The following is a 19,401-nucleotide window of genomic DNA, read 5'->3' as shown; positions in this document are numbered from 1 at the left end:
CAGCCATGAGCCTGGACGACGACACGACCGAGGCGGCGGGGTGCTCGGCGCCTGCGCCCACATTCCCTCCGCCAACGCGGGCGCAGGTCATGATGGCCCTTGCCGGAACACTGTTGGGCATTGTGCTGGCGGCGCTCGCCTCCACCACGATCCTCACCTCGCTGCCGGTGATGATGAGCGACCTCGGCGCGGGCCAGACCGCCTACACCTGGGTGGTGACCTCCACCCTCCTCACCACGACAATTAGCCTCGCCGTCTGGGGCAAGCTGGCCGACCTCTACTCGCACAAGCGGCTCATGCACGCGGCCATCGGGCTCTTCGTGCTGGCCTCCCTCTGCGCCGGCCTGTCCCCCACCGCAGAGATCCTCATCGGCTTCCGAGCACTGCAGGGAGTCGGCGCGGGCGGGCTGATAGCGGTGGGCCCTGTGCTGATCGCAGATCTGCTCAGCCCGCGCGAGCGTGGCCGCTACGCAGGGCTGATCAGCGGTGTCATCGGAGTCGGCACCATGGGCGGCCCGGTCCTCGGCGGCCTCATCACCGACTCCATCGGCTGGCGCTGGAACTTCTACCTCGGCATCCCGTTCGCGATCGCGGCCGTGCTGCTGCTGGAGAGATCCGTCCACCTGCCGCCGAAGACCCGCCCGGCGCGGATCGACTGGCTCGGCGCCACCCTGATCTCCGCGGCCACCAGCGTGCTGCTGGTGTGGGTGACGGTGGCCGGGCAGCAGTTCGCGTGGGCCTCCTGGCCCTCCGCCGCGATGGGGGCCGCGTTCGCGGCGTTGCTGATCCTGGTGATCCTGGTCGAACGCAGCGTGCCCGAGCCCATCATCCCGCTCGCCCTAATGCGCGACGCGTCAATCCTGCGCGTGGTGATAGCCGGTGTGGCGCTTGGCATCACGATGATCGCGGTGCCCACTTTCATGAGCCAGTACTTCCAGATCGCGCGCGGCCTCAGCGCCTCGGCATCAGGGATGCTCATGCTGTCGACGTCGGTGGCCACCTTCGTGACCGCCACCGTGGTCGGACAATCGATCAGCCGGACCGGGCGCTGGAAGCTCTGGGTGGTGCTCGGTGGCGCCGCTCTGGCGGCCGGGTTGGGCGGGCTGGCCACCATCACAGTCGGATCGAGCCTGATCACCGTCTCCGGCTATCTGCTGTGCATCGGTTTCGCGGTGGGGATCTTGATGCAGAACCTCCTGGTCATCTCCCAGAACTGTGCGCCCCCTGAACATCTGGGCGCCGCCAGCGCATTGCCGGCCTTCTTCCGGCAACTGGCCGGCACGGTCAGCATCAGCGTTCTCGGCGCGGTGCTGACCGCACGCCTGCTCACGTTCCAAGCGTCCACCGGAGTTGCCCACACCGACGAGCCCGGCACCGCGGTCCCCCGGGCGGCGGATCTCGAAGAACCCCTGCGCGGCCTGGTGCAGGAGCAGTACGCCGACATCATCGCCGATCTGTTCTTGTTGTGTGTTCCACTCGCGGTCATTGGCCTGGTCGCCATCCTCACGCTCCCGAACATCCCATTCAGCACGCAGACCGCGGTCGAGCGCCACGCCAACACAGACGGCTGAGCTCCCACCCTCATTCGGGCGGGAGCTCAGCGGCGGGGTACGGATCCGATCAGAGGGAGTCCGCCGCCGGGTAGCGCAGCACCCCTCGGATGTTGCGGCCGGCGCGCATGTCCTCGTAGCCGTCGTTGACCTCCTCCAGCGAGTACGTCTTAGTCACCATGGAGTCGAGGTCGACCTGGCCCGCGCTCCACAGCTCCAGCACGCGGGGGATGTCTCGGCGCGGGTTGGCCGAGCCGTAGAGGCTGCCGACAATCTGCTTCTCGGTGAGCGTGAGGTCCATCAGGTTCACCGAGATCTCCCGCTCGGCCATCGGGTGGATGTTCGTCACCACCACGCGGCCGCGCTTTGCCGTCATAGCCAGGGCCTTGGACATCAGGCGCCCTTCGCCGACGCCCATCGCACAAATGAACTTATCCGCACCGCGGTCCCACGTCGCTTCCGCGACAACGGCTTTCGCCTCTTCCCACGAGGCGGCCACGTGGGTGGCGCCAAGCCGCAGCGCCTCCTCCCGCTTGAACTCGACCGGGTCGATCGCGGTGATGGTGCGGGCTCCTGCCAAGCGGGCGCCCTGCACGGCGGCGGCGCCGATGCCCCCGATGCCGGCGACGACCACCGTCTCGCCGGGCTTGATGTGCGCGGTGTACACGGCCGAGCCCCAGCCCGTGATGAAGCCGCAGCCCAGCAGGCAGGCCCGGTCCAGCGGTGTGGCCGGGTCGATCTTGATGCAGCTCGCCTCGTGCACCACGGTGTGGTGGGCGAAGGACCCGATGCCGCATGCGAGCGCGAGCTCCTGGTCGCCCACGTGGTGGCGCGCCGTGTCGTCGAAGATCTGGCGGCCGCTGTAGATCTTGGCCCCGAGGTCACAGAGGTTCTGGTGGCCGCTCGAGCACGATGGGCAATGCCCGCAGGACGGGATGAACCCGAACACCACGTGGTCTCCCGGCTTGATCCAGGACACGTGCGAGCCGACCGCCTTGACCACGCCAGCGCCCTCATGCCCTCCAATGCAGGGCAGGTGGAAGGGCATATCGCCTGTCACGATGTGCTCGTCGGAGTGGCACATCCCGGAGGCGTGCAGCTCCACCAACACCTCCTGATCCTTCGGCGGGTCGAGTCGGATCGTCTCGATCGACCAGGGAGTGTTCCGCTCCCAAAGGACCGCTGCCTTCGTCTCCATGTGATTCCTTCCAGTAGTGCGAATGCTGTCAAGTGCTGCGGACGCGGATCAGAGGATGATCGACTGCGCCTCGACGTAGCTGGCGATCCCCTCCGGGCCGCCCTCCCGGCCGATCCCGGAGTTCTTGAAGCCGCCGAAAGGGCTCCCGAAATCTAGGGGCGCCGCGGAGTTCACCGCGACTGTGCCCACGCGTAGGCGCGATCCCACCCGGCGCGCGCGGTCGCGGTCGGCGGACCACACCGCGGCGGCCAGCCCGTAGTCCGAGTCGTTGGCCTGCGCGACGGCGTCGTCCTCGTCGGTGTACGGGATCACTACGGCAACCGGGCCGAAAAGCTCCTCGCGCGCGATTTCCATCGTGTTGTCGACATCCGCGACAAGCGTAGGGGTGACATACCAGCCGGCTTCCGGGCTGGTTGGGCGGGTTCCGCCGACGACGAATCTCGCACCGGCGGTCCCAGCTCGCTGCAGATAGCCCTCGATGCGGTCCCGCGCCGCGCGGTTGATCACGGGTCCGACGTCCGTGCTCCGGTCTGCCGGATCGCCGACCTTGAGCGCCGCGACCGCCGCGCCGAGCGCGTCCACCACCTCGTCATAGCGCGCTGCGGGCACCAGGATGCGAGTCTGCGCCGCGCACACCTGGCCGTTGTTGGACATCACTCCGCCGACCAGGCTGCCGATGGTCTTGGCATCCAGGTCCAGGTCGTCGAGCAGGATCGCGGCGGATTTCCCGCCAAGCTCCAACGTGCACCGCCGGATGTCCGCGGCGCATACTGCGCCGATCCGCCGGCCTGCCGCGGTGGAGCCGGTGAAGCTGACCTTGTCCACGCCAGAGTGCGCCACCAGGGCCTCGCCCGTCGCCACGTCGCCCGAGACGATGTTGACCACGCCAGCCGGGACACCTGCTGCCTCAATCGCCTCGGCCATCAGCGAGATCGCCAGCGGCGCCTCCGGCGACGGCTTCAGCACCATGGTGCAGCCGGCGGCCAAGGCCGGCGCGATCTTCAAAGCGGCGGTGAACAGCGGCGCGTTCCACGGCAGGATGGCGCCGACCACCCCGACGGGCAACTGCCGCACCGCGACCTCGCCGCCCATGACAGACGGGCGGATGGACTCGAACTCGTAGTCTGCCGTGATCTTCTCGTAGGTGCGCAGCACCCCGAGCATGGTCGCGATCTGGCCGAAGGATGCCCATCGCCGCGGGGATCCAACCTCTGCCGAGACCAGGTCGGCGAACTCCGCGGATCTGGACTCGATGTGGTCCGCGATCCGGCCGATGGCGGCTGCCCGCTCGGCGGCGGTGGTGCGGCCCCACGGGCCGTGCTCCAGCGCTGCGCGCGCCGCGTCCACCGCGTCCGCCACATCGAGGCTCGTCGCCTCAGTGACGTGTCCGAGGACCTCCCCATTGGCCGGGGATGCCACCGTCATTCGCGGACCCGCGCTTGGGCGCCACTGTCCCGAGATATAAACACCTTCGAATTCGTGCACGGACTGCCTCTCCTCGCGATGTCTGCCGACGCGGCCCGGAATTATGGACGGCACCAGGCCTGCCAAGAATCGATTCTGGCAGTAATGTCACTTTACGGCAAGGGCTGGCCTCAACTCCGCCCGAGCACCGGACCCAGTTGGTCGGGAGTGCTCCCGTGCAGCACCAGCTCGTCCGCCCCAGCCTCCCGGTAACGCTCGAACATCGCGTGGCACTCACTTGCCGTGCCCAGGGCCGACGCGCCCCGAATCCACTCCTCGGGCAGCGCCCTCGACACCTCCGTGAGCTCCTCGCGCGTGCGGACCGAGTCCGCCGCGCCACGCACGCCGGCCAGCAGCGGATGCGATCGCAGCGCCTGAAGCGCAGCCACATCCCAGCCATTGACCTTGGCGAGCTGCTCTCCGAAGGTCGGGATCTGGTAGTAGGTCACCGCCCGGCCGCCCACCACCGCGGCCTCCTCGCCCGGCTCGAGGCCCGAGGCCACCACGACGGTGGCGTAGACGCGCACAGAGTCCCGCGCCCGACCCGCCGCCGCCGCCGCATCGCGCACAATGGCGACTGATCGCCGAACCGCGTCCGGGGTCAGGAACGGGTGCAGCAGCACGCCGTCGAAATGTTGTCCCGCCAGGGCTAACCCCTTCGGCCCGATCGCGGCGAAGACAAGGGGCGGGACGGGCGCGTCCGGCACGTCGTTCAATCGCAGCGAGGGGTACGTCCCCGCAGGTCCGTCGTATTTCACCTTCTCCCCCCGGCACAGCCGGCGGAAGATGTCCGCGGAGTCGATGATCGAGGCATTGGTCGACTTCGGCAGCCCCACGGCGCTCCACATCCGGTCGACGGACCGACCGATCCCCATCACCATCCGGCCGTCCGTGAGCCCCTGCGCGGTCATCGCCAGCGACGCGAGCATCGCCGGGTGGCGGGACTGGAAATGCGTGATCCCCGCCGCGATATTTATCTCCTTCGTGACCTGGCTGAACGCGCCCGCCAGCACCCCGAAATCCTTCGTGCCCCACCGCTCGCTCAACCACAACGTACGCAGGCCCAGCCGCTCGGCCTCAATAGCCTGGGCAATCGCTGGACGCGGATCCGGCACCCGACCGGGCAGCGCATAGGCGCCTAGCGCGAGCCGGCCAGCTCCGCCGAACCCTCCGACATGGGGATCCGATGTATCGACAAGACTGGAATTATTCTGGTTCATGATTGTATTCTGACAGTATTGGCTACAACTTGGGAAGACCTACGGCTTCGCGCTCCGTCGCGATCCAATAGAAGGGAGTGGCCTTGTCCTACTCGGCAACCCGAGGCCAGCTCGACGGGGACGTGCGCTCGACACTCGAGCAGTGGCTACCCAGCCGCCTCGTGGCGGGCGACCATTCGGATTTCACCATCTCGGAGTTCTCCGCCCCCGACGCCGGCTATTCAGGCAAGACCGTGTTCTTCACCGCCAGCTGGCAGGACCGCGAAGGTGGGCGGGAGCAAATGCCCCTCGTGCTGCGCATGCAGGCCTCCGACCACCAGCTGTTCGTCGAACCCGATGCGGTACGCCAGGCCGAGGTGATGAGCAGGCTCGGCGTCCACGCCGGCGTCACCACACCAGCCATCGTCCTCACGGAACGCGATCCGAGCATTCTCGGCACGCCGTTCTATCTGATGCGCCGAGTCGACGGACGGACTCCGTCCGACGTGCCAAGCTGGCACAAACGAGGCTGGGTCGCGGACCTTGCGCCTGAGGATCGAGAGACGTTGTTCAACAACGCCTTACGTTCATTGGTAGCGGTCCATCGGGTGGACGACCCGCAAGATCTGGCCTACCTCCGCGGAGACGTCGAGGACACCGGGACCGCACTCGGCCGATACATCGAGCATCTCCGCGGCTGGCACGAGAGAATTCGCGCGGACGTGGTCGTTGGCGCGGGCGTACTGTCCACCGCGATCGACGTGCTCGTCGAGCAGATGCCGGCCACCACAGCCGAGGGCGTCGTGTGGGGAGACGCGCGGGTGGGCAACATGTCCTTCGCCGACGACCTCACCGTCGCCGCGATCTTCGACTGGGAGACCGCTAGCACCGGACCACCCGAGATCGACCTCGGCTGGTGGCTGATGTTCGAGCGCTATCTCTCCGAGTCCCTCGGCTTCGCCCGCCTCCCCGGCATCCCCGACGACGCGGAGACCATCCGCCGCTACGAGCAGTTCGGTGGCCAGCCCACCAAGGATCTCGCCTACTTCCAGCTCGTCGCCGCCTGCGTCCTGTCACTGATCACCAACAGCCTGGCGACACTGCTTATCCGCGACGGCCTGGACGTGGAGACCGCGCACAGCTACCCGGGGAACGCAGTCACCCTCGTCGAGCAGTACCTCGGCGAACACCGAAATCAAAGGAGCTCATCACAATGACCGCAAGTTCCGGGTCCGCCACACCCCCCGAGCCCTCCCCCGTCGGCACGGTCGGCGGCGAGTGGGAGGTGCATATCGAGCGCGGCAAGATCCGCGAGTTCGCCCGCGCGATGCAGTCCGAGAGCACCGCATACGAGGGGCCGGACGCGGTTGTCCCGCCCACGTTCTTGATCAACGCCGTCCAATGGGCCCCGGCCGACGTCCGCGTCACCCTCGGCTTCGAACGCAAGCGCCTGCTGCACGGCGAGCAAGAGTACATCTTCCATGGCTCGCTGCCGAAGGTCGGCGACACGCTGCTGGCTCGAGAGCGGGTGCTCGAACGCTTCGACAAGCCGGGCAAGCGCGGCGGGCAGATGCGATTTGCCGTGATCGCCACCGAATTCCGCTCTGCTGACGGCGAATTGGTCGCCGAGGCACGCGGAACCTTCATCGAGACCGCGGCAAAGGAGCCCAAATGATGATCAGCACTGACTCGATCGACGTCGGCGCCACCACGGAGCCCCGGGTGTTCGGGCCGCTGACGACCCAGATGTTCGTCCGCTACTCGGGCGCCTCGGGCGACCTCAACCCGATGCACTACGACGATGTCCTCGCCCGCGCCGCCGGCAATCCGTCCGTGTTCTCCCAGGGCATGCACCAATCAGCTCTCCTCGCCACGTTCGCGACCGACTGGCTCGGCGCCGAGAACGTGCGGCGTTTCGGCGTGCGGTTCCGCGAGCAGGTCTGGCCCGGGGATGTCTTGACCTGCGCCGGGGAGATCACCGCGTCCGCGCCTGCCGCGCACGGCGGCACGCTCGTCACGGTCGAATTGACGTGCACCAGGCAGACCGGCGGAATCGCGATCAGCGGCTCGGCAGACTTTCACCTGCCCGCCCGGGCATAATAAGTACCGATTCCTGGGAACACAAGGACAATCCCGCCGAGGAGTCCATACCACCTCGGCCCTACCGCTAGGCTGTGCACCGATGTCTGCTAACCCGATCACGCGCCGTGCCAGTTATGGCCCCTCCAGCCCGGAGATCGGCACCCGCGGCGCGAACACCCGCAGCAAGATTGTCGACGTCTCCCTCGACCTGTTCTCGCAGGTGGGCTTCTTCAACACGTCCGTAGACGCGATCGCCAAAGCCGCGGACATCTCACGCGCCACCCTGTACCAGTATTTTCCAGGAAAAGATGAGATCTTCATCGAGCTGCTCGAGGAGTGCGGCCGGGCACTCTTCCGGGTCGCCCGCCGCATCGGGCCGCTGGGCCCCACCGAGGTCGGCTTCGACAACCTGAACTGGTGGCTTGGCGAGTGGAGCTGGGTCTTCGAGAAGTACTCCACGATGTTCATCCAGTGGACAGCAGTCGCGTCCTCCGACACCGCCGTCCGCCCGCAGATCAGCCGCTTCATCGGCGGCTACAACAACCTCATCACCACGCGGCTCGAGACCTCGGAGATCGACGGCATCGACCCCGTCGCCGGTGCCATGGTGATGCAGGCGATGGTGCACCGGATGAACTTGTTCATGCACACTGGCCGCGTCTACGGCCGTGACACGCAGTCCATCATCGACGCCGTGTCCGTCTACCTCCAGCTGGTCCTGTTCCCCGACACGCCAGCCTCGGTGCTCAACAGCCTGGCTCTGCGGCCCAGCGGCGGCACCGAGATCGCGATCCCCGAGCCGCCCTCCACCGAGGGCCTCACCACCGAGGATCGGATCGCCGGGCTGAGCACGCGCGCCGTCAAGACCGTGCGCACGCTGATCGAGGCCGGGGCCACACAGTTCAGGGAGAAGGGGTACCACCGCACCAGCGTCGACGACATCGTCGAGGAGGCCGGCTTCGCCCGCGGCACGTTCTACAAATACTTCAGCGAGAAGCAAGACCTGCTCGTCACCCTGAGCACCCAGGCGTTGGACGGGGCCCTCGACCTCGCCGAGCGGATCCGCCACATCGACCCGATGGCCGAGCACGAGACCGCGCTGCGGCAGTGGATCGCGGACATGGCCGAGTTCTCCGCCCACTACGCGGGATCGATAGACGCGTGGACCCAGGAGGGCAACGACCGGGATCTGGTGTACGAGTTCGGTGCGCACGGGCAGGGCATGATGGATGCGTCGCTCTTCACGCTGATCGACCGCAAACGCGACTACCCCTTGGACCCGGTGCTGGCGGCAGTCCTGTTCCGCGCCCTGGTCTCCCGCGTCCCGGCCGCGGCGCAAGAGCTGCCCGAGCCGATGTCCGAGGAGCAGTTTGTGGACCTGATCATCCTGTGCATCCGGCGGGGCTTTTTCAGCCACCTTCTGACATAACGACTATTTAGACCGCGACGCCGCCCCGCCGCCACACCGCGCCTGCCAATAGTCCGAATCCCAGCGGGGCGGCCATTGTCGACCGAATTTCATCAGTGCCAGACCGCTAGAGGGCGGCCCATCCGCCAGCCGCGGCGCCGACAGCTCGCAATCAGACGACACCCAGACCTCACCCGGCCAAACTATTTCCATCTATTCCGTCGCCACCTCTTGAATATTTCTGACAGACATGTCATGTTGGTAATCGGCACGCGACCCGTTCGCCCCAGCAACCTCCCCCAACATTTCCTCAGAGAGGACCCCATGGACATCAGCAAGGCGTCTGCGCTCGTCACCGGCGGAGCCGGCGGCCTCGGCGAGGCCACCGTCCGCCAGCTCGCCAAGGCGGGCACAGCCGTGGTTATCGCCGACCTCAACGACGAGCGCGGCAAGGAGCTCGAGACGGAGCTTGGCGGAAGCGTTCGATACGTCCGCACCGACGTGCTGGACGACGACAGCGTCAACGCGGCGCTGGCTGTCGCGAATGAGCTCGCACCGCTCCGCATCGTCGTCAACGCCCACGGCGGAGGAGCCGGAGCCTCTCGAGTGGTCGGCCGGGACGGCGAGCCTGCCTCCTTTGAGCAGTTCCAGTGGTACGTCAACCTGTTCCTCAACGGCACCTTCAACGTGCTGCGCCTCGGCGCGGCGGCGATGGCGCGCAACGAGGCCGATGACAGCGGCCGCGGCGTGATCGTGAACACCGCCAGCATCGCCGCCTTCGAGGGGCAGATCGGCCAGACCGCGTACTCCGCCGCGAAGGGCGGGGTTGTCGGCCTGACGCTGCCCGCCGCACGCGATCTGACCAAGCTCGGCATCCGCGTGATGGCCATCGCGCCGGGCACCTTCTTCACTCCGGCGTTCCAGATGGAGCGTGAGGAGGCCGAGAAGCATTGGGGCTCCACGGTTCCGTTCCCGAACCGGATGGGCAGCCCCTCTGAGTACGCCGCGCTGGTCCAGCACATCGCAGAGAACGACTACCTCAACGGCGAGGTCATCCGCATCGACGGCGCGCTGCGGTTCCAACCCAAGTAGCGTCGGAGCGCGAACGAGAATGGGGTCCCACCGAACTAGTCGGTGGGACCCCATTCTCGACTGGCGGCCCGTCAGATGACGCCGGCCCCACGCAGCCGGGCGATGTCCGGCTCGGACCGCCCGAGCTCCGCGAGGATGGCGGCGCTGTGCTGACCCACCGCCGGGACCGGGCCCATGTGCGCCTCCACCCCGCGCAGCGTCGTCGGCGGCAGCAGCGCCTCGATCACGCCGCCCGGGGTCTCGACTTCGCGCCAGCGTTCGCGCCCGGCGAGAACCGGATGCTCCCACAACTGGGCCATAGTGTTCATTCGCGCATTCGCGATCGCGGACTCCTCCAGCCGCGCCGCCAGCTCGTCGGCCCCGAACCGCTGGATGTCATCGGTGATGATCTTCTCCAGCTCGTCCCTGTTCGCCACCCGGCCCGAGTTCGCATTGAACCTCGGATCATCCACCAGCTCAGGACGATTGAGGATCCCGGCGCAGAGATTGCGCCACTCGCGATCGTTCTGGATCGCGAGCAGCACCACGCCGCCATCGCCGGCCGTGAACGGGCCATAGGGCGCGATGGTGGCATGGCGGGCTCCAGTGCGCAGGGGGCTGGCACCGCCGTAGCGGGAGTAGTAGGCGGGCGAACCCATCCACTCGGCCAGCGACTCGAACAACGAGATGCTCAGCGCGCGGACCTTGCCGGTGACGGCCCGGGTGTAGAGCGCGGTGAGGATCCCCGAGAACGCGAAGGTGCCAGCCGCGATGTCGGCCACCGAGATCCCCGCCTTGGCCACCTCGCCGGGGGCGCCAGTGACGGAGAGCAGGCCCGCCTCCGCCTGCACCAACAGGTCATAGGCTTTCCGGGTCTGCCAGGGGCCATCGCCGCCGTAGCCGGAGATGTCGCAGACGATGAGCCTCGGATGCGTCAGCGCGAGGTCGTCTGCACCCAGCCCCATCCGGCCTGTCGCCCCGGGCCCCAGGTTCTGCACGAGGACGTCGGCGTCCGCCAACACCTCGCGCAGGATCTGTTGACCCTCGGCGGTTTTCAGATCCAGCGTCAACGACTCCTTCGACCTGTTCAGCCACACGAAGTAGCTGGACTGGCCGTGCACGGTCTCGTCGTACCCGCGGGCGAAGTCGCCAGCCCCGGGGCGCTCGACCTTGATCACGCGCGCCCCCAAGTCCGCGAGCTGGCGGGTGGCGTACGGTGCCGCCACCGCCTGCTCCAGGCTCACGACGGTCACTCCAGCCAGTGGTAGGTCAGTCACCATCTGCTCCTCTTGTCATCGGTGGACACCGCTACCGGGTCAGCGGGTCTCGCGGCAATCCGAGGAGCCGCTCCGCAATGGTGTTGCGCATGATCTCCGAGGTTCCGCCCGCGATAGTCAGGCAACGAGTGAACAGGTAGTCGTAGGTGAGTCCGGGCGCCTCGCCGACCACGGCAGCCGCCCCGGCCAGCGACATCCCCAGGTTCACGATGCGCTGCGAGTGCTCCGCCTTGAGCAGTTTCGTCACGTTCGCCTCAGGCCCGGGACCCGAGCCGATGATCGCGCGTGCTGCCTGCCGCAGGTTCAGCAGCCGCAGTGTGTGCTCCTCTGCGAGCACCTGGCCCACCTCGCGTTCCGCCCCGGGACGAGCCGAGCTCTCCAGCAGCTTGACGAGCTCCACGCCCGTGAACTTGATCGAGCCGCTGCCGCCGCCGATGGACACGCGCTCGTTGCCCAGCGTCGCGCGGGCGACCTTCCAGCCCTGGCCCTCACCGCCCACGACGTCCTCGTCGGGGACGAACACGTCGTCGAAGAACACCTCGTTGAACAAGGCGTCGCCGGTGATCTCGCGAAGCGGGCGAATCTCAACGCCTGGGGCGTTCAGGTTGATCGCCATCATGGTCACCCCGGCGTGCTTGGACGCCTCCGCGTCAGTGCGAACGGTGGCCATGCCCCAGTCGCAGCCGATGACGGCGCTGGTCCAAACCTTCTGGCCGGTGACTCGCCAGCCCCCGTCCACCTTTTTCCCCGCGGTGCGCACGGCGGCGGCGTCCGAGCCGGCACCCGGCTCGCTGAACAGCTGGCACCAGTTGGACGTCCCGCGGAGGACCGGATCGATCCAGCGAGCCTTCTGCTCGTCGGTCCCCTCCTGCGAGATCGTGAGGTTCACCCAACCGCCGATACCCAGCTCGGGCAGCTCGACACCATCGAACTCCTCCTCGATGACCAGCTGTTCCACGACGCCCGCCTCACGGCCCCACGGCTTGCGCCAGTGCGGGACCAGGTAGCCGCTGTCCACCAGGAAGTCCCGCTGCTCTGCCTCGGGCAACGCACGGAGACGCTCGACGGCGGCACGTGCCGCCGCACGGTGGGCGGACGCCTCCGCGGGCAGTTCGAACGGCGCGCCATGGGCCTCGCCGGCGATGAACGCCGCAGTCACATCCGCCAACGGGTCGCGCCCCTCGTTCAGGATCGCGGCCACCGTGTCCGCGCGGCGGAGGTACAGATGCGCGTCGTGCTCCCAGGTGAAGCCGATCCCACCGTGCAATTGGATGTTCATGCGGGCGGCGTTGACCTGGGCGCGAGCCGCGTGTGACGCCGCGACCGCGGCCGCGAACCAGGCCTCGTCGATATTCGACGTGCGGGCCGCGTCCCAGGTCGCCGCAACTGTCATCTCGATGTCGATAAGCATGTTCGCGCAGTGGTGCTTGACCGCCTGGAACGTGCCGATGGTCCGCCCGAACTGCTCGCGGGTCTTTGCATAGTCCGTCGCCATCTCTAGGCAGGCCAGCGCGCTGCCGACGCCCTCCGCCGCGGCCAGGACCCGGTACAACGTGATCGCCGTGCGCGCCGCGCCGCGCAGGATCCGCTCAGCGGGCAGTGCCGCACCGGACAGGATCACCTTGCCAATGCGCCGGCTCGAGTCCAGGCCGGCCTGCTCCTGCACCGTCACCCCGGGATCGCCCGGCTCCACGATGACGACATCGTCGCCCACGACCAGCAGGAGGACCTGCGCCTGCGGCGCGCCCAGCACGACGAGGCTCTCCCCGAACACGACGCCGTCGGAGTCGAGAGACAGGCCATCGGACATGCCCAACGCCCCGACGGCCGAGCCATCGGCCAGACCGGGAAGGAGCGCCTCGCAGATAGTCCCGGGCGCGCACCGGGCGAGGGTCGCGGAGGCCGCGACTGTGGGCAGGAATGGGATGGGCGTCAGCTCATGGCCCATCGCCTCGAGGACGATGGTGAGTTCGGGCAAGCCGAAGCCGGAGCCGCCGTACTGCTCGGGCAGATGCAGTCCCATCCAGCCCAGCTCGGCTGTGGCCGACCAGAGCGCGGCCGGCTCGGCGGCGTCCACGGCCAACTGCGCCCGCGCCGACTCCCGCGACTTCTGCCTCGTGAGGTGGGACATGGCCACTTCAGCCAGTTCCTTGTGTTCGTCCAAAATCGCCAATGCCATGGCGGAATTCCTTTCCATTGAGCTGCACGTGGGGGTGGACCGTCGGGTCGAACCGGCGCCCGCCGGCCTCGACTGCGGGCTTCGTCGGCGCCAAGGACTTTGATCGAGTGACTCTCGTTGTCAGATAGAGGCTATCTAAAAGGAGGCGTGGGCGACAGTCCCCGCGCGATTCTCCTGCCCGAGACCACCATAAAAGCCCGCCAGACAGCGATACGCTGCCATAATCAGCAAATGACGCACTGGACCGGCGATTACCTGCGTCATGTAGACAAGATGTCAGATGATGTCTTATCGTACGGGGTGTGAATGTGAGTGTAGTCATACTCGGAGCTATCCCCGTGCCTGCTCACAGCCAGTGGCCCAGCCCAGACGACGTCGATCGGAACTGAAAATGAGCATCACCTTGATTCTGGAGATGGCGGTGTCCGGCAACCCGGACCGCACGGCCATCTCCGCCGACGGCACCACCTTGAGCTACCAGGAGTTCGCGGAGCTGGTGACGGGCGTTGGGAGCGTCCTCATCGAGTCCGGAGCCAAGAGCCTGGTCTTCCTCGGCGGCTCAGGACTCGCCCTGCCCACCGCGCTGTTCGCCTCCGCGCACGCGGGCATCCCGTTCACTCCCATCAATTACCGGCTCAATGCCCAGCAGCTCGAACAGCTCATCAACCGCATCGACGGCGCCCTGGTCGTCGTCGACCGCGAGTATCTCAACGTCGTCGCCGGCGGCGCGGCCACCGTCATCACCACCGAGGACCTGCTCGAGCGGGCTCGCACCGCCGCGCCACGGCCCGCCGCCGAGGTTGATCCAGATGCCCCCGCCATTGTGCTGTTCACCAGTGGCACCACATCCGAGCCGAAGGGGGTGGTGCTTCGCCACAGCCACCTGCTCAGCTACGTCATGGGCACTGTCGACTATGGCTCCGCCGATGAGGCCGACGGCGCGCTGATCAGCGTGCCGCCCTACCACATCGCGGGCATGGGGACGATCCTCACCAACTTCTACGCCGGACGCCGCATGATCTACCTCGCGCATTTCGACGCCGGCCGCTGGGTCGAGATCGCCCGAGACCAGGGCGCCACCTCCGCGATGGTCGTGCCGACGATGCTGGACCTGATCGTCGACCACCTCGGCGCCGCCGACGCCGACATCCCCACCCTGAAGTCGCTGTCGTACGGCGGGGCCCGCATGCCCTTGCCCACACTCGAGGCAGCGCTGCGCGCCTTTCCCGGGGTGGGTTTCGTCAATGCCTATGGGCTGACCGAGACCAGCTCGACCATCGCGCTGCTCGGCCCCGAGGACCACCGCATCGCCATCGCGAGCGACGAGCCGTCGGTCCGGGCCAGGCTCGGCTCGATCGGGCGCGCGGTTCCCGGCATCGAGATCGAGATCCGCGACCTCGACGACCGGCCTGCGGCCAACGGCGAACAGGGCGAGCTGTGGGTGCGCGGGCCCCAGGTCTCCGGCGAGTACATGGGGATCGGCTCCGTGCTGGATAAGAACGGCTGGTTCCCCACCCGCGATGTCGCCTACCAGGACCAGGACGGCTTCCTCTTCGTCGTGGGCCGCAACGACGACACGATCATCCGGGGTGGCGAGAACATCGCGCCCGCGGAGATCGAAGACGTGCTGATCCACCATCCGCAGGTCCGCTCCGTGGCCGTCGTCGGCGTGCCGGACGACCGCTGGGGCCAGGCCATCGTCGCCAGCGTGGTGTGCGAGCCAGGCGAGAGCCCCGACCCCGAGAGCCTCCGCGAGTACGTGCGCGAACGCCTCCGCGGCTCCCGCACGCCCGACCGGATCATCTTCCGCAGCGAGCTGCCGACGACGCTCACGGGGAAGATCCTGCGCAAGGACATCGTCGCCGACATCCTTGCGGAGTTAGCCCAGCCCAGCCACGCCTGAGACCCCCGTCAACCCAGTTCGATCGAGAGGAAACACCATGTTGAAATCCGGATCCCGACTCCGCAGCCAGGTCTGCGCGACCGAGGTCATCGTCGTCCGCGCCAGCGAGTCCAACGCGCCGCTCAAGTGTGGCGGGCACGCCATGATCGATATCGGTGAAACCCCAGCCGCGGACCTCGCCATCGTGGCGGGACTCCAGGATGGCTCGCTGCTCGGCAAGCGCTATACCGACGACGACGCCACCGTCGAGATCCTGGTGACCAAGCCCGGCGAGGGCAGCCTGGCACTCGGCGACGCGACGCTCGCGGTCAAGACCGCCAAGCCGCTGCCCTCGAGCGACTGACCGTCCGCTATGCCCACACAAGCCGCTGAGCCCCTCCCCGCCCCTGCCCAACCCGTCCGTGGGCCTCTGGCCGGTGTCCGCGTGCTGGAGCTCGCAGGCATGGGGCCCGGGCCCCATGCCGCGATGCTGCTGGCGGATCTGGGGGCCGACGTGGTCCGTGTCCAGCGCCCGGGCCTGCTTCCGGCCGAGGGCCGCGTCGCCAGCCAGCAGTTGCGCGGGCGCGTGCTAGTCGAGGCCGATTTGAAGGCCCCTGAGGGCATCGACACCGTCCTCGGCTTGCTCGAGCGCGCGGACGTTCTGGTCGAGGGGTTCCGTCCTGGTGTGACCGAGCGAATGGGCCTTGGCCCGGACGTCGCGCTGGCCCGCAACCCGCGGCTGATCTACGGGCGTGTGACCGGCTGGGGGCAGACCGGACCACGTGCCCAACAGTCGGGCCACGATCTCAACTACATCTCTCTCACGGGACTGCTGCACGCGGTCGGTCGCCCGGACCAGCCCCCAACGCCGCCCCTGAACCTGTTCGGCGACTTCGGCGGCGGTTCCATGTTCCTGGTCGTCGGCGTGCTCGCGGCCCTGGTGGAACGCCAGACCTCCGGGCGCGGGCAGGTGATCGACGCCGCGATGGTAAACGGCACACCCGCCCTCGCCCACCTGTTGTGGTCGATGCGTGGCACCGGCCAGTGGTCCGACGAGCGCGGCACGAACGTGTTCGATGGGTCCGCCCCGTTCTATGACACCTACGCATGCGCCGACGGCCGGTACGTCGCCGTCGGCGCGTTGGAGCCCCAGTTCTACGCGCGCTTGCTCAGCACCCTGGGACTCGACGCGGAAACGCTGGGGCCCCAGCGTGATCAGGCGGGTTGGCCAAAGATCCGCGCGGCGTTAGCTGAGCGGTTCGCGCAGCGTGGCCGAGACGAGTGGGCGAGGGAGTTCGCCGGGGTCGACGCCTGCGTCACGCCGGTGCTCACCTTCGACGAGGCCGCGGCCGACCCCCATATGGTCGACCGCGACGTGTTCCTCGAGCTCGACGGGGTCCTGCAACCCGCACCGGCTCCCGCGTTTTCGCGCACCCCCCTCGCCCACCCCACCACCCCGCCACGGGCGGCAGTGCCCGCCGCGAGCGTGTGGCGATGACCGGCCCCCGCCCCGCCGGGGGACCGCTCGACGGCCTGCGGGTACTGGAACTCGCCGGTATCGGCCCGAGCGCGCACGCGGCGATGATCCTGGCCGACCTCGGCGCGGACGTCGTGCGCGTGCAGCGCCCGGGCGAGCTCGGCGAGCCGCCAAACCACATCCACCGCGGCCGTCGGATCGTGGAGGCGGATCTCAAGTCCCCGGCGGGCGCCGAATGTGCCCTCCGTCTGATCGAACGAGCCGACCTGCTCGTCGAGGGCTTCCGGCCGGGAGTGGCGGAACGCCTCGGCGTCGGCCCCGAGGTCGCGCTCGCACGCAACCCGGCCCTCGTCTACGCGCGGGTCACCGGGTGGGGCCAGGACGGACCGCGCGCCGGGCAGGCCGGGCACGACATCAACTTCCTCGCACCCACCGGCATCCTCCACGCGATGGGCCGGGCGGACGACCGGCCGATTCCGCCCCTGAACGTCGTCGCCGGCTTCGGCGGCGGCTCGATGTTCCTGGTCGCCGGCGTACTCGCCGCGCTCTGGGAGCGCGGGCGATCCGGGCGCGGCCAGGTGGTCGACGTCGCCGCGGCGGAGGGCGCGATGCTGCTGGCCCAGCAGTCCTGGTCCATGCGGCCAAGCGGGCAATGGTCGGACGAACGGGGCGCGAACCTGGTGGACGGCAGCTGCCCGTTCTGGGACACCTACGAGTGCGCCGACGGCGGCTATATGGCGGTCGGCGCCTTCGAGTCGCAGTTCTACGCCAGGCTGCTCGCCGCCCTCGAACTCGAGCCCGCCGCGCTGCCCGGGCAGTACGACAAGCCGCGTTGGCCCGAGCTCCGAGCGGCCATCGCCCGGCGGTTCGCCCTGCGCACCCGGTCCCAGTGGACCGACCTGTTCGCGGACGTCGACGCCTGTGTGACTCCTGTGCTGAGCTTCGCCGAGGCCGCGACCGAGCCGCAGTTCGTGGCGCGCGACGCCATCGGGACCATCGACGGCGTCCTCCAGCCGCTCCCCGCACCCCGATTCTCCCGCACTCCCCCCGCCCGGCCAGGGCCGTTAGCGCGCTCGGCCGTCTCCGCCCAGCAGGTATGGGCGGGTCCGACCGAGTTCTCCCCCGCACCGACAACAACCAAAGGACACCCATGACCTCGGAAACCACCGACACTGTCGCGCCACCCGCGTTGATCGAGCGGCGCGGCAACATCATGCTCATCACCTTGAACCGGCCTGCGGCGCGCAACGCGGTCAATGCCGAAATGTGCGTTCTAGTCGGGGACGCCCTCGAAGAGTCCGAGCGGGATCCCGAGATCCGCGCTGTGGTGCTGACCGGCGCGGGCGACAAGGCATTCTGCGCGGGCGCCGACCTCAAGGCGATCATGCGTGGCGAGAGCGTCATTCCCGTGGGCCGCGAGCACTGGGGCCTGGCCGGCTACGTCTCCCACGCCATCAGCAAGCCCACTATCGCCGCCGTCAACGGCCCCGCGCTGGGCGGCGGCACTGAGCTCGTGCTGGCCAGCGACCTCGTGGTCGCCGCCGACACCGCGACGTTCGGCCTGCCCGAGGTGACCCGCGGACTCATCGCTGGCGCGGGCGGCGCGTTCCGTCTCGCCGCGAAGCTGCCCCAGACCGTCGCGATGGAGCTGCTGCTGACCGGCGAGGCCATCACCGCCGACCGGGCGTTGGAGCTGCATCTGGTCAACCGCGTCGTGAGCGCCGACAAGGTCCTCGACACCGCGCTCGAGCTGGCGGAGCGCATCGCGGCAAACGCCCCGCTCGCGGTCCAGGCGCACAAGCGCATCGCGCTCGGCCAGGCAGAGGATGGCGCTCGTCCCGACGAGCAGAAGGGCTGGGAGATGACGTCCGCGGCGCTGCCCGCCATCGCATACTCCCAGGACGCCAAAGAGGGCCCCCTCGCGTTCGCCGAGAAGCGCCTCCCCGTCTGGCAGGGCAAGTGATGAGCGACCGGACCGCCCTCGTCACCGGCGGCACCGGCGGGCTCGGCGCCCCGGTCACGACCCATCTGTTGGAGCGAGGTTGGCGGGTGGTGGTGCCGTGGCTCGTCCGCGACGAGCTCAGCCGGCTCCCGGAGCACCCCAACCTGCACCTCGTGCAGGCCGACCTCGACGATGAGGCCCAATTGGAGGCCGCGATCGCAGTCGCCACCGCCGACCCGTCGGCCCCACTGTTCGGCGTCGTCAACCTCGTCGGCGGGTTCACCTCCGGCCAGCGGGTGCACGAGGCGCCGATCGCGGTCCTGGATTCCCAGCTCAACCTGAACCTGCGGACGGCCTACTCCGTCACCCAGGCCGCGCTCACCCATTTGATCCGAGGCGGTGGCGGCTCGGTGATCTGCATGTCAGCCGCGGCCACCCGCCGTCCCTTCCCCGGTGCGGCGCCGTATATCGCGTCGAAGGCCGCCGTGGTCGCACTGGTGGAGACGCTGGCGCTGGAGTACATCGAGGACCACATCCGGGTCAATGCCTTGATGCCGTTCGTGATCGACACCCCCGGCAATCGCGCCGCCATGCCCGACTCCGACCGTCGCAACTGGGCGCAGCCCTCGAGCATCGCCCGGGTGGTGGAGTTCCTGCTGTCCGAGGACGGCG

General features: G+C 68.5%; 17 protein-coding genes. 12 read left to right on the top strand and 5 right to left on the bottom strand.

Going from position 1 to position 19,401, the window contains the following annotated elements; genetic code table 11:
- Nucleotides 1–5 precede the first annotated feature (5 nt).
- Nucleotides 6–1,571 (top strand): MFS transporter, encoded by a 1,566-nt coding sequence (locus TBIF_RS13245; RefSeq protein WP_038171099.1) that lies wholly within the window; start codon nucleotides 6–8, stop codon nucleotides 1,569–1,571.
- Nucleotides 1,572–1,620: 49 nt separating this feature from the next.
- Here TBIF_RS13245 and TBIF_RS13240 read toward each other — a convergent pair whose 3' ends face one another.
- From TBIF_RS13240 to TBIF_RS13230, 3 genes are all read right to left on the bottom strand, one after another.
- A complete protein-coding gene (locus tag TBIF_RS13240) occupies nucleotides 1,621–2,748 on the bottom strand; it encodes an NDMA-dependent alcohol dehydrogenase (protein WP_024795277.1) in 1,128 nt (375 codons plus the stop codon).
- 48 nt (nucleotides 2,749–2,796) lie between these two features.
- Entirely contained in the window at nucleotides 2,797–4,233 is a 1,437-nt protein-coding gene (locus tag TBIF_RS13235) for an aldehyde dehydrogenase (RefSeq protein ID WP_024795276.1), read from the bottom strand.
- Between the two features lie 110 nt (nucleotides 4,234–4,343).
- On the bottom strand, nucleotides 4,344–5,432 hold the full coding sequence (locus TBIF_RS13230; protein WP_084611699.1) for a TIGR03857 family LLM class F420-dependent oxidoreductase: 1,089 nt from the start codon (nucleotides 5,430–5,432) through the stop codon (nucleotides 4,344–4,346).
- A gap of 83 nt (nucleotides 5,433–5,515) precedes the next feature.
- On the opposite strand from TBIF_RS13230, the gene TBIF_RS13225 reads away from it, so the two are divergent.
- From TBIF_RS13225 to TBIF_RS13205, 5 genes are all read left to right on the top strand, one after another.
- Nucleotides 5,516–6,628 carry a phosphotransferase family protein gene (locus TBIF_RS13225; protein ID WP_024795274.1) on the top strand — a complete coding sequence of 371 codons (1,113 nt, stop codon included), beginning with the start codon at nucleotides 5,516–5,518 and terminating at the stop codon, nucleotides 6,626–6,628.
- Nucleotides 6,625–7,086 (top strand): FAS1-like dehydratase domain-containing protein, encoded by a 462-nt coding sequence (locus TBIF_RS13220; RefSeq protein WP_024795273.1) that lies wholly within the window; start codon nucleotides 6,625–6,627, stop codon nucleotides 7,084–7,086. Before TBIF_RS13225 ends, TBIF_RS13220 begins: the two co-directional genes overlap by 4 nt.
- Nucleotides 7,086–7,511, top strand: coding sequence for a MaoC/PaaZ C-terminal domain-containing protein (locus tag TBIF_RS13215; protein WP_024795272.1), 426 nt, complete (start codon nucleotides 7,086–7,088; stop codon nucleotides 7,509–7,511). Before TBIF_RS13220 ends, TBIF_RS13215 begins: the two co-directional genes overlap by 1 nt.
- 82 nt (nucleotides 7,512–7,593) lie before the next feature.
- Nucleotides 7,594–8,922, top strand: coding sequence for a TetR/AcrR family transcriptional regulator (locus tag TBIF_RS13210; RefSeq protein ID WP_024795271.1), 1,329 nt, complete (start codon nucleotides 7,594–7,596; stop codon nucleotides 8,920–8,922).
- A 303-nt stretch (nucleotides 8,923–9,225) separates the two neighbouring features.
- Nucleotides 9,226–9,993: an SDR family NAD(P)-dependent oxidoreductase gene (locus TBIF_RS13205; protein WP_024795270.1), complete on the top strand. Its 768-nt coding sequence runs from the start codon at nucleotides 9,226–9,228 to the stop codon at nucleotides 9,991–9,993.
- Nucleotides 9,994–10,064: 71 nt separating this feature from the next.
- On the opposite strand, the gene TBIF_RS13200 is transcribed toward TBIF_RS13205, so the two are convergent.
- The gene (locus TBIF_RS13200; RefSeq protein ID WP_038171097.1) at nucleotides 10,065–11,252 is read right to left on the bottom strand and encodes a CaiB/BaiF CoA transferase family protein; all 1,188 of its coding nucleotides are present in this window, start codon (nucleotides 11,250–11,252) and stop codon (nucleotides 10,065–10,067) included.
- Between the two features lie 28 nt (nucleotides 11,253–11,280).
- Entirely contained in the window at nucleotides 11,281–13,428 is a 2,148-nt protein-coding gene (locus tag TBIF_RS13195; protein ID WP_024795268.1) for an acyl-CoA dehydrogenase family protein, read from the bottom strand.
- 391 nt (nucleotides 13,429–13,819) lie between these two features.
- On the opposite strand from TBIF_RS13195, the gene TBIF_RS13190 reads away from it, so the two are divergent.
- The 6 genes from TBIF_RS13190 to TBIF_RS13165 form a co-directional block, all read left to right on the top strand.
- A complete protein-coding gene (locus TBIF_RS13190) occupies nucleotides 13,820–15,331 on the top strand; it encodes a class I adenylate-forming enzyme family protein (protein ID WP_024795267.1) in 1,512 nt (503 codons plus the stop codon).
- A gap of 37 nt (nucleotides 15,332–15,368) precedes the next feature.
- Nucleotides 15,369–15,674: a hypothetical protein gene (locus TBIF_RS13185; RefSeq protein WP_024795266.1), complete on the top strand. Its 306-nt coding sequence runs from the start codon at nucleotides 15,369–15,371 to the stop codon at nucleotides 15,672–15,674.
- 9 nt (nucleotides 15,675–15,683) lie between these two features.
- Nucleotides 15,684–16,808 (top strand): CaiB/BaiF CoA transferase family protein, encoded by a 1,125-nt coding sequence (locus TBIF_RS13180; RefSeq protein WP_051461525.1) that lies wholly within the window; start codon nucleotides 15,684–15,686, stop codon nucleotides 16,806–16,808.
- Nucleotides 16,805–17,941 carry a CaiB/BaiF CoA transferase family protein gene (locus TBIF_RS13175; protein ID WP_051461535.1) on the top strand — a complete coding sequence of 379 codons (1,137 nt, stop codon included), beginning with the start codon at nucleotides 16,805–16,807 and terminating at the stop codon, nucleotides 17,939–17,941. The genes TBIF_RS13180 and TBIF_RS13175 overlap by 4 nt, the downstream gene beginning before the upstream one ends.
- A complete protein-coding gene (locus tag TBIF_RS13170; RefSeq protein WP_024795263.1) occupies nucleotides 17,938–18,750 on the top strand; it encodes a crotonase/enoyl-CoA hydratase family protein in 813 nt (270 codons plus the stop codon). Before TBIF_RS13175 ends, TBIF_RS13170 begins: the two co-directional genes overlap by 4 nt.
- A partial coding sequence (locus TBIF_RS13165) for an SDR family NAD(P)-dependent oxidoreductase (RefSeq protein WP_024795262.1) occupies nucleotides 18,750–19,401 on the top strand: 652 nt, incomplete at its 3' end. The genes TBIF_RS13170 and TBIF_RS13165, both read left to right, overlap by 1 nt.

The sequence above is a fragment of the Tomitella biformata AHU 1821 genome (assembly GCF_000524475.1).
Classification (GTDB): domain Bacteria; phylum Actinomycetota; class Actinomycetes; order Mycobacteriales; family Mycobacteriaceae; genus Tomitella; species Tomitella biformata.
Note: the sequence above shows the minus strand (reverse complement) of the source record. Positions and strands in the feature narration are given on the sequence as shown.

Bases quoted from the DNA above. Each gene is read 5' to 3' on its own strand.
- TBIF_RS13195 (WP_024795268.1), bottom strand. From the start codon at position 13,428: ATGGCATTGGCGATTTTGGACGAACACAAGGAACTGGCTGAAGTGGCC.
- TBIF_RS13185 (WP_024795266.1), top strand. From the start codon at position 15,369: ATGTTGAAATCCGGATCCCGACTCCGCAGCCAGGTCTGCGCGACCGAG.
- TBIF_RS13230 (WP_084611699.1), bottom strand. From the start codon at position 5,432: ATGAACCAGAATAATTCCAGTCTTGTCGATACATCGGATCCCCATGTC.
- TBIF_RS13175 (WP_051461535.1), top strand. From the start codon at position 16,805: ATGACCGGCCCCCGCCCCGCCGGGGGACCGCTCGACGGCCTGCGGGTA.
- TBIF_RS13190 (WP_024795267.1), top strand. From the start codon at position 13,820: ATGAGCATCACCTTGATTCTGGAGATGGCGGTGTCCGGCAACCCGGAC.
- TBIF_RS13170 (WP_024795263.1), top strand. From the start codon at position 17,938: ATGACCTCGGAAACCACCGACACTGTCGCGCCACCCGCGTTGATCGAG.
- TBIF_RS13205 (WP_024795270.1), top strand. From the start codon at position 9,226: ATGGACATCAGCAAGGCGTCTGCGCTCGTCACCGGCGGAGCCGGCGGC.
- TBIF_RS13200 (WP_038171097.1), bottom strand. From the start codon at position 11,252: ATGGTGACTGACCTACCACTGGCTGGAGTGACCGTCGTGAGCCTGGAG.
- TBIF_RS13210 (WP_024795271.1), top strand. From the start codon at position 7,594: ATGTCTGCTAACCCGATCACGCGCCGTGCCAGTTATGGCCCCTCCAGC.
- TBIF_RS13220 (WP_024795273.1), top strand. From the start codon at position 6,625: ATGACCGCAAGTTCCGGGTCCGCCACACCCCCCGAGCCCTCCCCCGTC.
- TBIF_RS13180 (WP_051461525.1), top strand. From the start codon at position 15,684: ATGCCCACACAAGCCGCTGAGCCCCTCCCCGCCCCTGCCCAACCCGTC.
- TBIF_RS13245 (WP_038171099.1), top strand. From the start codon at position 6: ATGAGCCTGGACGACGACACGACCGAGGCGGCGGGGTGCTCGGCGCCT.
- TBIF_RS13240 (WP_024795277.1), bottom strand. From the start codon at position 2,748: ATGGAGACGAAGGCAGCGGTCCTTTGGGAGCGGAACACTCCCTGGTCG.
- TBIF_RS13215 (WP_024795272.1), top strand. From the start codon at position 7,086: ATGATCAGCACTGACTCGATCGACGTCGGCGCCACCACGGAGCCCCGG.